We start from the raw sequence: 13,857 nt of genomic DNA, 5'->3' as shown, positions 1-13,857 counted from the left end.
TGAAAAACCGGCAGTGAAATCTGAACAAATATCATCAAGGAGGGTGACTTTTCGGAAAATTATCTGCAATCTTAACACGATTTTAGCAGAAATTATGTTATAATGAATCCAAAAGAAGAACAAGTGATAAGAATGGCAGCAGTTGTTCTTCATGGATCATAAAAAAACCGGAGGTTCCCCTATGAGCACAAAAGTCAGATCAGTGTTAAAGAACAGCGGGATCGCGTTCGGGATCCTGGGAATTGCGACGGCATTTTGTTTTCTTGTCCAGCGGATCTCAGAATCAGACACGCACGTCCCGCTGTTGTTCGTTTTGGCGGTGCTGTTTGTGTCCCGCTTTACGGATGGATATGTTTATGGAATCGTCGCATCGATCATCGCTGTGTTTGGCGTGAACTATGTATTTACGTTCCCGTATTTCAAACTGAACTTTGCGATCACAGGATACCCGCTGACCTTCGTTGCCATGCTGGCTGTGGCCTGCAGCGTCAGCGCCCTGACGACCCAGATCAAGAAACAGGAGCAGATGCGGCTGGAGGTTGAGCGGGAAAAGATGCGTGCGAACCTTCTGCGGGCGGTCTCCCATGATATCCGCACACCGTTGACGTCGATCGTCGGCTCCGCGTCCGGGATCATCGACAACTATGACGCGCTATCGAAGGAAAATATCCTGGAACTCCTTGAGGACATGAAATCCGAGGGTCAGTGGCTCGTCCGGATGGTGGAAAACCTTCTTTCCATCACGAGGATCGGGGATGGAACCGCCAGAATCAATAAGGAAGATGAATTGGTGGAGGACGTGATCAGCGGAGCGATCACGAAATTCAGAAAAAGATTCCCGGATATCGAGGTAGTCCCGAAAGTGCCGGAGGATGTTCTGTTTGTGCCTATGGACGCGATCCTGATCGAGCAGGTGATCGTAAATCTCTTGGAAAATTGCGTGCTCCACGCGGACGGTATGACAAAGATCTGGTTGATCGTGACGGAGGACGGGGACCAGGTGAAATTCTCTGTTGAGGATGACGGTGCCGGAATCAAGGAGTCCGCTCTTCCGAGAATGTTCGACGGAAGTTTCCAGTCGGAGGACGGAAAAGAGAGCGATTCTAAGCGAAATATGGGAATCGGACTTTCGGTTTGCATGACCATCGTAAGAGCCCACGACGGAATCATGAAAGCAGAAAACAGAAAAGAAGGCGGTGCCAGAGTGATGTTCTGGCTGCCGAAAGGAGTGGACACGGAATATGGAGATTAAAGACAGAGTGCTGGTCGTGGAAGACGACAAGAGGATCAGCAATTTCATCAAGACAGTGCTGGAAGCGAACAATTACGATGTGATCGTCGCGCAGACGGGAGCGGAGGCATACAGCATGGTGACCTCCCAGTGTCCGGACGTGGTGATCTTAGACCTCGGTCTGCCGGACATGGACGGCATGAAGATCTTACAGGGCGTGCGGGAATGGTCCGCGATGCCGGTGATCGTTGTGTCGGCGAGAACCCATGAGAGGGATAAGGTGGAGGCGCTGGATCTCGGAGCTGACGATTACATCACGAAGCCTTTTGGAACATCCGAGCTTCTCGCAAGGATCCGCACCGCGATCCGTCACACAAGGTCTGGGATCCCGAATCAGCCGGGCGGACAGACGGGAGTTTTTAAATCCGGCGGATTGACCATCGATTATGACAAGCACCGCGTGTTTATCGACGGTGTGGACGCGGGGCTGACCCAGAACGAGTATAAAATTGTGAGTCTTCTTGGAAAGTATGCCGGGAAAGTCATGACTTACGACTATATTATTAAAGAGATCTGGGGACCGAACATGAAGAACGATAACCGGATCCTTCGCGTGAATATGGCGAATATCCGGAGAAAGATCGAGAAGAATCCGGCGGAGCCGCAGTATATTTTTACAGAGGTTGGCGTCGGATACCGGATCGTGGAGCCGGATTAGGACAGGATGCCGCGTCGCAGCGGAAATGGAATAAGATATGGTAAAACACCTGCTGTGTTCTCTATGAATTTAGAGGGCAGCAGGTGTTTTTGTATTATATGTTCGAATTATTGTGTGGCGGCAGTCTTCCGGACAAGTTCATCCAATGTCCCGAACCGGTAGCCCATCTCCTCCCACTTCGTCAGCAACTCATCGAGGATCGCCGCGTTTGTGGAGGAAGTACTGTGCAGAAGCACGATGGCACCCGGATGGATGCGCCCGAGAAGCTTTTTGAATGCTTCCTCCTTTGTGGGCTGCTGATCCTGATACCAGTCCACATAGGCGAGACTCCAGAAGAAGGTCTGATAGCCGAGAGCTTTTGCCATCTGAAGATTCGCTTTGCTGTATTTTCCCTGGGGCGGCCGGTAGTATCTCCGCATGGTCTCTCCTGTGATCTCTGTGTAGCTTGTTTCGAGGCTTGAGAGCTCTTTCGCGAAGCTTTCCGGATCGCTGATCTTCGACATGTCCGGGTGGTGGTATGTATGGTTTGCGACAATATGCCCCTCGGAGACCATGCGTTTTACGAGGTCCGGGCTGGTCTCCAGGTAGTTTCCGACGACGAAAAACGCGGCGGGAACCTGATGCTTTTTCAGGGCGTCCAGGATCATGGGGGTATTGCCGTTCTCATATCCGGCGTCGAAGGTCAGGTAGATGACTTTCTCGCCGGAAAGATCGGCGTACCAGGTGTTGTACTGCTTTAATTCATCTGCCGTGGCGTTAGCGACAGGCGGTTTTCCATCCTGCTGGAATGAGAGTCCCCAGTTTCCGTCCGCAGATGCCGGGACTGACGGAATGACGGTGGCGGCGAAAGCGCCGAGGACATAGGAGAGGGGGAGTAGGATGAGAGCCAGGAGAAGTGCGGCTGGACGGCTTCCTGCGAAAATCTGGTCATGATCGCGCGGAAATTTTTTTAAAAGACAGAAAAATGGAAATTTCATGAAATGATATCCTTTTCATGTGGTTCCAGAGACGTGCAGATGTCTCATGGAACTGCTTTTTATAATATATTCCACCCCAGATATTTGTATTCCATCGCAAAATGTGGTAAGATGTGTTGGTGCGCGTAAAGCTGCCGGTTCGGCAGTATGAAAGGAGAGAAAAAATTGAAGATCAGGATCCGGAGGATTCTTTTTCCAATACTGTTCTGTCTGGCGGTAGCATGTATCATTGAACTTCCGCTTGCGCAGACAACGATTTTCGGGGACGACGTGATCTTATGGGATACCTTGTTCCGCTCAGTCATCGCGGTTCCGATGCTGGTACATCTTTATAGAGAGGATTCGGTGTTCAGGGGAAAAGAACACTGGAACGGAAAAATCGCGGCTGCGGCATTTTTCAGTGGCGCGGGAATATCTCTGGCGTTCGGCCTTGTGGTGAGAGCGCTTCAGATCTCTGGCGCGGCCCTGGCAGATGAGAGCCTGTTCACAGGAAATCTGTGGCTGGAGGCTGTGGTGCTTCTGGCGGCATCCCCGATCCTTGAGGAATATTTTTTCCGCGGCGTTCTCTATGGAAGATGCAAGGAGCTTGTATCCGCCCCGGCGGCAGCATTTATGACCGCGGCGTTTTTCGGTGTGTTCCACTGGGACCTTGTGCAGGGAATCTACAGCTTCTTTATGGGGCTGATCCTGGCATATCTTATGGAAAAAACGAATACGGTGAAGGCACCGGTGGTGTTCCATTTCGCGGCGAATCTGGCGGCACTTGTTCTGGAGTTTTTTTAGCATGACGGAAAGAGTGTGCTTATATTTTGTATCAAAATCGGTCGGTTCCGGCGGTCCTGATGCCGCAAAGATGGCGAAAAAGGCGGCAGATTGCCGTAAAATCGTAAGGGAATCGTAATTGAATCACCAAAACCCAGATGATAAAATAGTCTAGGCAAAAAAGAAAGGCGGGAAAACGACATGAAAAAAAGAACATTATTCCGCAGTGGTGCGGCGTTTCTTATGGGACTTCTGATGACCGCGGCAGTGGGATGCTTCACGAGCTTTGCTTATGACAGTGCATGGCTGAAGGCTTGTTCGGTAGAGAACGGAAACAGCATTTCCGTCACAGGAACAGCTACGACCGGCGCTTTAAATGAGGGGGAAACTCCGGATGATGGATATTACTATCTGTTTGAGCTTCACCCATATGAGTCTGAGATAGGCTCCAGAACGGACTACATCGCATGGAGCAACAAATCCGACAAGTTAAAATTCACCTTAAAATACAGCGGTGATTCCACAGATACGATGCTCTATTCCAGATTTGTGGTTGCGTTAAAGACCGGCAGCACCTACACACCGATCAGCAATGCGATCTATGTGACGAATCCGGGCGACGTTGCAAAGTTCCGCGAGGATTACCCGGAGCCGATGAGCAAAAAAGGACTTCTGATCCAGCTTGATATGCTCGGCGACGCGCTGAACCTGGGTGTAAAGCACACGACGGTCAATATCCCGTATCACCAGCTTGTGGGCGGCAATTTAAAGTACAAATACAACGGAAAGACCTACAACTTCAACGGTGATCTCATCAAGGATTATGATAAGATGATCAGTGCGTTCTCCGCAAAAGGAATCGTTGTGACGGCGATCCTTTTAAATGGCTGGAACGACAGCTACCCGGAGCTTCACGAAGCTGGGCTTGCGAAGAGAAAGGAAGCTTTCTACTACGGTTTTAATGTCTCCACGGAGCAGGGATATGAGACGACCCGTGCGCTGCTCTCCTTTATGGCAGAGCGCTATTCCGGTGCCCACGATGACTACGGCCGTGTCAGCAACTGGATCGTCGGAAATGAGATCAACAACAACTTAAACTGGAACTACACCGGTCCGATGGATATCGATTCCTATACAAAGCTCTATTCAAAGGTATTCCGTGTGGCCTACACGGCAATCAAGAGCCAGAGCCGGAACGCGAGAGTCTTCTTCTCCACAGACTATGAGTGGAAGCGGGCGAACTCCAACCTGATGTACGGCGCAAAGGATTTTATTGACCGCTTCAACGCCGATATCCGTGACGAGGGAAATATCGAGTGGGGACTTGCCTACCATCCGTATCCGCATCCGATGACAGAGCCGGAGTTCTGGGATGATGATCAGACAGGCGCTGTCAACAATACAGAAGATTCGCCAGTGGTAAACTTTAAAAACCTCAACGTCCTGACGGATTACTTCCAGAAGGACATCATGCGCGATGCAGGCGGAAATGTCCGCCATATCATTCTCTCTGAGGAGGGCTTTACCTCAAAGAGCGCGACCCGGGGAGACGTCTATGATATCCAGGCAGCCGCTTTCGCGTATGCATATTATCTTGTAGATAATAACCCGTATATCGACGCGTTTATCCTAAACCGTCAGGTCGATGCGGTGATCGAAGTAGAGCAGTCCTGCTCATTCGGTCTCTGGACTGTGGATATGTCAAGTCCGGACCGGGTGATCGCTGTTATGCCGAAGAATATTTACAATGTATTTAAGTATATTGATACAAATAAATCGCTGAAGTATACGGAATTCGCGAAGAAGATCATCGGAATCAACAAGTGGAGCGATGTGATCCCGGGATTTAAGCTGCAGGAATAATTCAAAAGAATAAAGCTGGTATTTTGATCCGGCAGGGCACTTTCAGATATGTGTTCTGCCGGATCTTTTGCTCTATAGGAAAGACCATGTTACATTAAAGTACGAAAGTTATGATTCCTATAGAGCAAAAAATCCCTCCGGGGGGATCGCACTGCGGCGGAATGGAATGATGTCGCTAACGCGACCCGCCGCAGGCGGAGAATCCTGCCAAGCAGGATTCTATTTTGCTTACAAATGCCAGTTTTACGGGATTTTATTGACAAAATCCTGACGAGGGCTTATAATGCGCTATGACAATTACTTAGCACGACAACTCAGGAAATGGCAGGAAACAGTTTTGTGTGTCAACATTTTTCAGGAGGATATCATTATGGCAAAGAAGAACCCAATCGCAGCCGCAGCAAAGAAAATGGCTGCAGCACCGGTTAGCAATAACACTGTAGAAGTAGAGGCAGCAGAGACAAAGGCAGTTAAGGCAGAAGCAAAGGCTGAGGCTCCAAAGGCAGAGGAGCCGAAGAAGGAGACTGCAAAGAAGACTCCGGCAAAGAGAACAACAGCAAAGGACATCAAGACATCCGTAGTTGTACAGTTCGCCGGCAAGGAAGTTGCAGAGAAAGATCTCATCGCGGCTGTTAAGAAAGCCTACACAAAGAAAGGCAATAAAGTCGGCGATATCAAGACCATCGAGATCTATGTTAAGCCGGAAGAGAGCGCTGCTTACTATGTAGTAAACGGTGTCGGCGCGGATGATTACAAGATCGAACTGTAATCAGCTGAGTCTTTTCAATCGTACTCATTTTTGTGTCCGGCGGGCAGGAGAATGGGAACGGGAGACGAACGTGCTGATGCGGAATGGATACCGTTTGTAAAAGAACAGAGATCAGAACAGAGCGTCCGTCGGGATTCCGGCGGGCGCTTTTGAAATCAGGAGATTATGGAAAAAGAGACGAAGAGAGAACTGCCGGGCGAGTTTGTGGAGAAGATGGAGAAGCTGCTGGGCAGTGATGCGGAGACATTTTTTAAGAGTTATGACGCCGAGCGAAAGTTTGGCCTGCGGGTAAATCCGCTTAAGCTGGAAAATGGGGAAATCCTGGATCCGGAAAGCCCGCTGGGAGTTTACCTTCAGGGACTTCCGAAGGTTCCCTGGGCGAAAGAAGGATTCTATTATGAGGCAGAGATGCGCCCGGGACGCCATCCGTTCCATGAGGCCGGTGCCTATTATATCCAGGAACCGAGTGCCATGTCTGTCGCGGAGGCACTTGCACCGGGACCCGGAGAGCGGATCCTGGATCTCTGCGCGGCTCCCGGGGGAAAATCAACCCACCTCGCAGGAAAAATGGGCGGGAAAGGCCTTCTAGTCTGCAATGAGATCCATCCGGCCCGCGCGAAGATCCTGTCCCAGAATATCGAGCGGCTCGGAGTGGGAAATGCGGTCGTGACAAATATGGACCCATTTCAGCTTGCCCCGGCGTTCCCGGAATTCTTTGACGGGATCGTGGTGGATGCGCCGTGTTCCGGAGAGGGAATGTTCCGAAAGGATGAGAATGCCAGAAACGAGTGGAGTCCGGACCATGTAAAACAGTGCGCCGGTCTTCAGGACGGGATCCTGGACTGTGCTGCGAAGATGTTAAAGGACGGCGGACGGATTGCTTATTCCACCTGTACCTTTTCTCCTGAGGAGAATGAACAGAGTGTAGCGAGATTTCTCTCGCGCCATCCGGAATTTTCGGTGATCCGGCCGGCGATCGCAGAATATTTCTCTGCGGGTCATCCGGAATGGGCAGACGGAAATCCGGAACTGGAAAAAACAGTGCGGATCTGGCCGCATCTGGCAGACGGGGAAGGTCATTTTCTGGCATTGCTCGTGAAAGGGGAAAACGGCTGGGATTCTGTCCCGGAAGAGATCGGAAGTCTGTGTGAGAAAGCAGGTGCAGAATGCGCAGAGACAGTCGCGGATGAGATCGTCGTTTCCGGAAAACGCAAAAAGAGCGGAAAGAAAGACAGCAGACGGGACGGACAAAAGAACGGGCGCGGAAGAGAGGATGCTGCGCTTTCGGAGGCAGTTTCCGCATTCCGTATGTTTGAAAAGGAAAATCTGAAAGATTCAGAGAGTCTGGAGTCCGGAAAAAGATTTCTTCTGTTTGGGGAAAATCTGTATCTTGTACCGGAACAGATGCCGGATCTGAAAGGCTTAAAAGTTTTAAGACCGGGTCTGCATCTTGGAACTTCGAAAAAAGACAGGTTTGAGCCGTCCCACGCACTGGCGCTCTTCCTGAAAAGAGAGAATGTAAAACAGGCAGTGGAAGTGGGGACAGAAGATCTCGCACTGCGGTATCTCCGCGGGGAGACGCTGCGAGCGGAAGATTTTGAAGATAAAGAGATTCCTGCGAAAGGCTGGGTGCTCGTGACGACCGGAGGCATGTCGCTGGGATTTGCGAAGGCAGCCGGCGGAATGCTGAAAAACCATTATCCGAAGGGACTGCGGATCCAGGGCGGCTGAGTTTTGCAGATGCATGTTCAGCTGACAGAGCAGATCTGAGCGACCCACCGGAGCGGTTCAGAAAAAGACCGGCTCCGGTGGATTTTTAATATCAGGAAAAAGTCTTTGCATATCCTCAGGGAGCGGCGCGGAAAGATTTACGGCCTCACCTGTCACCGGATGGGAAAAACTCAAAAATGTGGAATGAAGCGGCTGGCGGTCGATAAAACGATAATCCGGGTGATAGAGAAAATCTCCCGGAAGTGGGTGACCGATAGCTTTCATATGGACGCGGATCTGGTGCGTTCTTCCGGTCTCTAAAAGGAGACGGATGAACGAGAGATCCGCGTCTTTGTTATACGCAAGTGTCCGGTAGTGTGTCACAGCCGTCTCTCCGTGCTCCGGGTCACAGATCCGCTCGATGGTGGAGCCGTCTTTTCTTGCGATCGGGAGGTCGATGGTGCCGGACTCGTCGGTCTTACCGGAGACGATGGCCGCGTACTCCCTGTGGATCGTGTGGTCTTTCACGGCATCGGAGAGGATGCAGGAGCTGTATGGATTTTTTGCCAGGAGCACAAGCCCGGAGGTATCCCGATCGAGCCGGTTCACAGCGCGAAACACAAAGGGCGTCGTTTCATTTCTGTAGTACCAGGCAATCCCGTTCGCCAGGGTGTTCTCATAATGTCCCTGGGATGGATGGACCGGCATTCCGGCAGATTTGTCGATCACGAGGACATGTTCATCCTCAAAGACAACCGAGAGGTCCATGGGGACCGGAAGAATCTGATCGGAACTCTTTTTCTCTGTGACGTGGACCGTTAAAAGGTCGCCTGGCTGAAGGATCGTGTTGGAAAAGACGGTTTTTCCGTTTAAAAGAAAGCTGCCGTCGGTGTTCCGGAGATGGACGACCAGGCGGGAAGAATATCCGGAATCCAGGAGAAACGCCGCGATGGAACGTCCTCCGGAGGATCCGGTGATCGTATAGGTTAAAGTTGTATTCATGAAAAATCCTTTTTGGAATATTTTTGCCTGTTATCGTGAAAGCGCGGAGCCGTCAGGCGCGATACCCTGACAAAGTCGGAATACAGCATTGGAAAATCCTGCTTTGTGTATGAAAAGGCTGCCTGCGCACGTCGATTCCTATTGTAGCATAGGAGAAATTGTCCGGCAAGTCTCAGGATCCATCCGCATATGCTGTTACAAAGATCCGGCGGAAGTTCTTAAAAAATGTGGAAAAATAGAGAGTGTGGAAAGCAGATCCTGCGGGCCTGTGCAGGAACCGGACGGGCGGAAAAAGTGGGGGAGAGCGGTAAAAAATACGGACTGCTGCAGCTGTACATGGGAATTCTATTGCTTCTCGTTGTCTCGGTATCGGGAAACGTCCCGTATTCCGGAGTAAACCGGGAGAAAATTTCGCTGTATGGATCCAAAGCGGAGACCAGGATACAGGCGGAGCAGGAAGATAAAAGAGAGGATCCGGCCGCAGTCCAGTCAGCTGTGGAGCCGGAGCCTCTGAACCTGAATTCCCGCTCCGCAGTTCTGATGGATGCCGATACCGGGCGTGTTCTGTATGGAAAAAATGAGACAGAAGACCTTCCGATGGCCAGCACCACAAAGATCATGACCTGCATTCTTGCGCTGGAAAATGCGGGGCCGGAGACGGAGGTCCTTGTCTCAGACCGGGCTGCATCGATGCCGGAGGTAAAGCTTCACATAAAAAAGGGAGAGAAATACCGGATGGAAGATCTCCTGTATTCGCTGATGCTGGAATCTCATAATGATTCTGCCGTGGCTATCGCCGAGGCAGTTGCGGGAAGTGTGGAGAAGTTTGCGGATATGATGAACCGGAAGGCTGTGGAACTCGGCTGCGGAGATACCTGTTTTGTGACGCCGAACGGACTGGATGCGGAGGATCCGGAGAGCGGAAAAATACATTCCACAACAGCGGAAGACCTGGCGAGGATCCTCAGATACTGCATCCTGTTCTCACCGGCCAAGAATGAGTTCCTCGCCATCACAAGGGCGCCGTCCCATGCGTTCTCAGATCTTTCGGGGATGAGAACGTTCTCCTGCGTGAACCATAACGCGCTCCTGACGTCTATGAAAGGCGCAGTCAGCGGAAAGACGGGATTTACCGGGAAAGCCGGGTACTGCTATGTGGGCGCGGTGAAAAAAGGGGAAAAGTTCTTTATCATGGCACTCTTGGGCTGTGGATGGCCTCCTCATAAGACTTACAAATGGCAGGATGTGAGAAAACTCGTGCAGTACGGGGAAACGAATTTTGAGTACCGGGTGATCGAAAAGACGGGGCTGGACGGAGAGCCGGTGATCGCGGTAAAAGATGGTGTGGAGCCGGAGGTGAAAGTGAGGGCTGAGAACGGAGATGAGACATCGATCCGCATCCTTCTAGGGAAAGATGAGGATGTCCGGGTCAGGACAAAGATCGCAGGGACCATTCAGGCACCGGTGCGGGAAGGAACGCCTGTGGGGCAGAGAGATTATATGATCGGTGATGTGATCGTCGCCAGTGATCCGGTCCTGACGACAGAAAATGTGGAGGTGTGGGATTTCGGATATGCGGAAAGGATCGTGATGAAAAAATTCTGGCAGTTATAACGGCATCATCCGGAATTACAGTTCAGAAACTATCTGCCTGCAGAATGGGGAAATACTAGCAGAAAAATCCGGAAAATCCTATGATCGTACTTGGAATTACAGGAAAATCCTGCTATACTGTTGGGAAAGACTGAGTTTTCAGTGGAAAATAGTAACGTTACGAAAAATACGCAAGTACGGAGGCACAAAATGCAGACAAAACTGACGAGAGAGGATGCCATCGAGCTCCTCAGAAAACACAACAAAGAACCGTTCCACATTCTCCACGGACTTACCGTCGGGGGAGTTTTAAAATGGTACGCGAATGAGCTTGGATATGGGGATGAAGCCGGATTCTGGGAGATCTGCGGAATCCTTCATGATATTGATTTTGAGGAATACCCGGAAGAACACTGTCTGATTGCCCCGCGCCTGTTAAAAGAAGGCGGAGCGGAAGATGAGGTGATCCATGCAGTCTGCAGCCACGGATACGGCATCCACGAGTGGATCAACGCAAAGCCGGAGCATGAGATGGAGAAAGTCCTCTTTGCGGCAGACGAGCTGACCGGTCTGATCTGGGCGGCGGCAAAGATGCGCCCTTCAAAGAGCACGAAGGATATGGAAGTATCCAGCTTAAAGAAAAAATTTAAGGATAAGAAGTTTGCGGCCGGATGCTCCAGAGATGTCATCATAAAAGGCGCGGAGAATCTCGGCTGGGAACTGCCGAAGCTGATGGAGATGACGATCCTCGCCATGAGATCCTGCGAGGACTCTGTTGCGGAAGAGATGAAAGAGATGGGACTGGCGGAATAAAAGCGGAAAGCCTGTGAGATGGAGTACGGACAGGAAACTTAACAGAGAAATAACAAGTGAAAACCTGAGAAGCTTTTTGGGCTCCTCAGGTTTTTAAGCTGGTGGGAAAATTTTTCTATCGTCCGGTCGGGTTTTCCTCCCGGTCCTGTCATTTCACGCTCTTGATCTGTGCGGTCATTTTATTCGGCAGGCACACGATGATCTCGCCGTCCATATGGATCTTCCCCTGGTGAACGCAGATCTTATCGGGGCAGGTCGCTTCGGAGACCCAGACTTCCCCGTCTTTGATGATCAGATGGTTTGTGCCGCCGGATGCACCATCGATCGTGAGTTCCTGATCTTTTGCGAGATCGAGTGTCTCGACGACGTTTCCGTCGACAGAGATCTCGACGACTTCTGCCGGGCTCTTATGCATCAGCTTTGTCCCGAGAAACAGAAGAGCGGCAGCCGCAAGGACCACGGCGATCAGGATCAGGTCCTGTTTCTTAAAAAGTGTGTGTTTCATGTCTTTATTTTTTGTCATAAAAATCTCCTGAAAACTCAATAACCAATGAGGCTGCAGTGCCTGCGGATCCCGGATGCGCTGAGCCGGGGATCATTGTTTAATGATAAAGTCTTCCATCCCGTCCGAATAATAAACGTGATAATCCTCATCGATAAAGCATGCATAGATCCCGTCGAGGGAATTTGCAAGCTCCAGTCCTTTTTCAAGTCCGAGAGAAAAACAGGTGGTGGAGAGGCCATCACCGTCCACAGATTCTTCGGAAAGGATCGTCACTGAGATCAGCCCGTTATCGTAAGGATACCCCGTTGCCGGATTTAAAATATGATGGTAATTTTTTCCGTCAACCTCAAAATGGCGTTCATAGACGCCGGAAGTGACAACGGAGAGATCATCGATGCCCAGCACCTCAAAAGTCTCATCGCGGTCCGCAAACGGTTTCTGAAGTCCGATGTGGAACTTGCTCCCGTCCGGCTTTTCTCCGACGCAGAGAACGTTTCCGCCGAGATTAATGATTGCGCTCTTCACACCGGCATCCAGAAGCTGATCCTTGATCCGGTCGGCGATATATCCCTTCGCGATAGATCCGAGATCGATCGTGGTGTCAGGGGAAAGGAACGTCAGGGTGTTTCCGGAGAGGACCAGGTTGTGATAATCCACTTTCGGAATGTCCGCTTCAATGTCCGCCGCATCCGGGATCACAGCCTCGCCGCTCGTGAAGTTCCAGAGGGAGCTCAGCGGTTCGATCGTAATGTCGAAAGCGCCGCCGGACTTTTCGCAGTATTCCAGACCTTTCGATAAGAGCGCCGCCATATCGTCGGAAACCGTGACGGTGTCCGTAGTCCGGTGGTTGATCTGATAGAGTTCACTGGTCTCTAACGTCTTGCTGAAAATGTTTTCATACTCTTTACAAAGTGCCATCGAATCGTCTAAGATAGAGGAGTCGTCAGAATCGTAGAGGGTGATGGTGACGAAGGTGTTGAGCAGAAAATCGGAACGGCTCAAAGGAGTCTCAGGAGTGAGAAGACCCGGACCGTCACTATTTTGGCATCCACTCAGTGCCATGCCGGAAACGAGGATGAGACCGGCGGCACAGATGCTGAAGATTGTTTTTTTGTTCATATTTGTACTTCCTGTAATTTGATGGATGATCGTAACTTTCCGATCAATGAGGAGCCGTTACGCCGGATCCTCATAATATCTGATTTTTTATTCTAACAAACAGACTTTTGAAAGTCAAGAAAGACGAGGGATCGATCCTATGTATCGAGAAAAAAAGGCGATAAATATCGCATTGTACGGACTTCTCATAGCACTCGCCATGGTGCTCAGCTTTGTTGAGACGCTGATCCCAATTCCGATCCCGGTCCCGGGCGTAAAGCTTGGACTCGCGAACCTTGTGACGGTGGTGGGACTTTACCTGATCGGGATCCCCGGAACGATCGCGGTGACCCTGATCCGCATCGTTCTTGTGGGTTTATCTTTTGGAAATCCATACAGTATGATCTACGGGCTGTCAGGAAGCTTTCTCAGCCTGTTTGTGATGGCAATCTTAAAGAAAACGGGAAAACTCTCCCAGATCGGTATCAGCGTCCTCGGCGGCATCGCCCACAACATCGGTCAGATCACATTCGCAGCTGTCATTGTCCAGACAGCAGGCGTATTTTACTATCTCCCGTTCCTCCTCGCCGCCGGCTGCATCGCAGGAACCCTGATCGGAGTTGTCGGCGGGATCATTACAGAACGCCTGATGCACGCAATGCGCGGTATAAAAAAATAAAATACCGATTGTATTGAGGGGATATTTTTACTATAATGAATGGTAACAGGTTGCAGGTGCGCCCGATTGTTTCGGAGCATTCTCTCAGGCAAGTTTACTTGTCTGAGAGAATGATGCGGAATAATCTGGCATAGGGC

General features: G+C 50.7%; 13 protein-coding genes. 9 read left to right on the top strand and 4 right to left on the bottom strand.

Features of this window, described 5'->3' with window-relative positions; all coding sequences use genetic code 11:
- Window positions 1–181 precede the first annotated feature (181 nt).
- Window positions 182–1,252: a sensor histidine kinase gene (locus FN001_RS00725; protein ID WP_117485548.1), complete on the top strand. Its 1,071-nt coding sequence runs from the start codon at window positions 182–184 to the stop codon at window positions 1,250–1,252.
- Complete coding sequence (locus FN001_RS00720; RefSeq protein ID WP_015554126.1) at window positions 1,242–1,949, top strand: response regulator transcription factor; 708 nt, start codon at window positions 1,242–1,244, stop codon at window positions 1,947–1,949. Before FN001_RS00725 ends, FN001_RS00720 begins: the two co-directional genes overlap by 11 nt.
- 107 nt (window positions 1,950–2,056) lie before the next feature.
- Here FN001_RS00720 and FN001_RS00715 read toward each other — a convergent pair whose 3' ends face one another.
- Window positions 2,057–2,926 carry a polysaccharide deacetylase family protein gene (locus tag FN001_RS00715; protein ID WP_243121910.1) on the bottom strand — a complete coding sequence of 290 codons (870 nt, stop codon included), beginning with the start codon at window positions 2,924–2,926 and terminating at the stop codon, window positions 2,057–2,059.
- A gap of 165 nt (window positions 2,927–3,091) precedes the next feature.
- On the opposite strand from FN001_RS00715, the gene FN001_RS00710 reads away from it, so the two are divergent.
- The 4 genes from FN001_RS00710 (at window position 3,092) to FN001_RS00695 (ending at window position 8,051) form a co-directional block, all read left to right on the top strand.
- Entirely contained in the window at window positions 3,092–3,709 is a 618-nt protein-coding gene (locus FN001_RS00710; protein WP_185911798.1) for a CPBP family intramembrane glutamic endopeptidase, read from the top strand.
- A 180-nt stretch (window positions 3,710–3,889) separates the two neighbouring features.
- Window positions 3,890–5,551 (top strand): DUF5722 domain-containing protein, encoded by a 1,662-nt coding sequence (locus FN001_RS00705; RefSeq protein ID WP_142410502.1) that lies wholly within the window; start codon window positions 3,890–3,892, stop codon window positions 5,549–5,551.
- 370 nt (window positions 5,552–5,921) lie between these two features.
- A complete protein-coding gene (locus FN001_RS00700; RefSeq protein ID WP_243121909.1) occupies window positions 5,922–6,320 on the top strand; it encodes a DUF6465 family protein in 399 nt (132 codons plus the stop codon).
- A gap of 165 nt (window positions 6,321–6,485) precedes the next feature.
- Window positions 6,486–8,051 carry an RsmB/NOP family class I SAM-dependent RNA methyltransferase gene (locus tag FN001_RS00695; protein ID WP_142410501.1) on the top strand — a complete coding sequence of 522 codons (1,566 nt, stop codon included), beginning with the start codon at window positions 6,486–6,488 and terminating at the stop codon, window positions 8,049–8,051.
- A 57-nt stretch (window positions 8,052–8,108) separates the two neighbouring features.
- Here the strand turns inward: FN001_RS00695 and FN001_RS00690 are convergent, their stop codons facing one another.
- Window positions 8,109–9,032 carry an RluA family pseudouridine synthase gene (locus FN001_RS00690; protein WP_142410500.1) on the bottom strand — a complete coding sequence of 308 codons (924 nt, stop codon included), beginning with the start codon at window positions 9,030–9,032 and terminating at the stop codon, window positions 8,109–8,111.
- 225 nt (window positions 9,033–9,257) lie between these two features.
- Here FN001_RS00690 and FN001_RS00685 point away from each other — a divergent pair, with 225 nt between their 5' ends.
- Window positions 9,258–10,646: a D-alanyl-D-alanine carboxypeptidase family protein gene (locus FN001_RS00685; protein WP_243121908.1), complete on the top strand. Its 1,389-nt coding sequence runs from the start codon at window positions 9,258–9,260 to the stop codon at window positions 10,644–10,646.
- Between the two features lie 189 nt (window positions 10,647–10,835).
- Entirely contained in the window at window positions 10,836–11,438 is a 603-nt protein-coding gene (locus tag FN001_RS00680) for a hydrolase (protein WP_142410499.1), read from the top strand.
- A 148-nt stretch (window positions 11,439–11,586) separates the two neighbouring features.
- On the opposite strand, the gene FN001_RS00675 is transcribed toward FN001_RS00680, so the two are convergent.
- Window positions 11,587–11,961, bottom strand: coding sequence for a NusG domain II-containing protein (locus FN001_RS00675; RefSeq protein WP_243121907.1), 375 nt, complete (start codon window positions 11,959–11,961; stop codon window positions 11,587–11,589).
- Window positions 11,962–12,033: 72 nt separating this feature from the next.
- Entirely contained in the window at window positions 12,034–13,062 is a 1,029-nt protein-coding gene (locus FN001_RS00670; protein WP_118296978.1) for an FAD:protein FMN transferase, read from the bottom strand.
- Window positions 13,063–13,201: 139 nt separating this feature from the next.
- On the opposite strand from FN001_RS00670, the gene FN001_RS00665 reads away from it, so the two are divergent.
- Window positions 13,202–13,720 (top strand): Gx transporter family protein, encoded by a 519-nt coding sequence (locus FN001_RS00665; RefSeq protein ID WP_118296977.1) that lies wholly within the window; start codon window positions 13,202–13,204, stop codon window positions 13,718–13,720.
- The last annotated feature ends 137 nt before the right edge of the window (window positions 13,721–13,857 follow it).

The organism is Clostridium sp. Marseille-P7770, from assembly GCF_902143525.1.
Lineage (GTDB): Bacteria > Bacillota > Clostridia > Lachnospirales > Lachnospiraceae > Pilosibacter.
The sequence above is the reverse complement of the archived record's forward strand: the minus strand, read 5'-3'. Positions and strand labels throughout refer to the sequence as shown.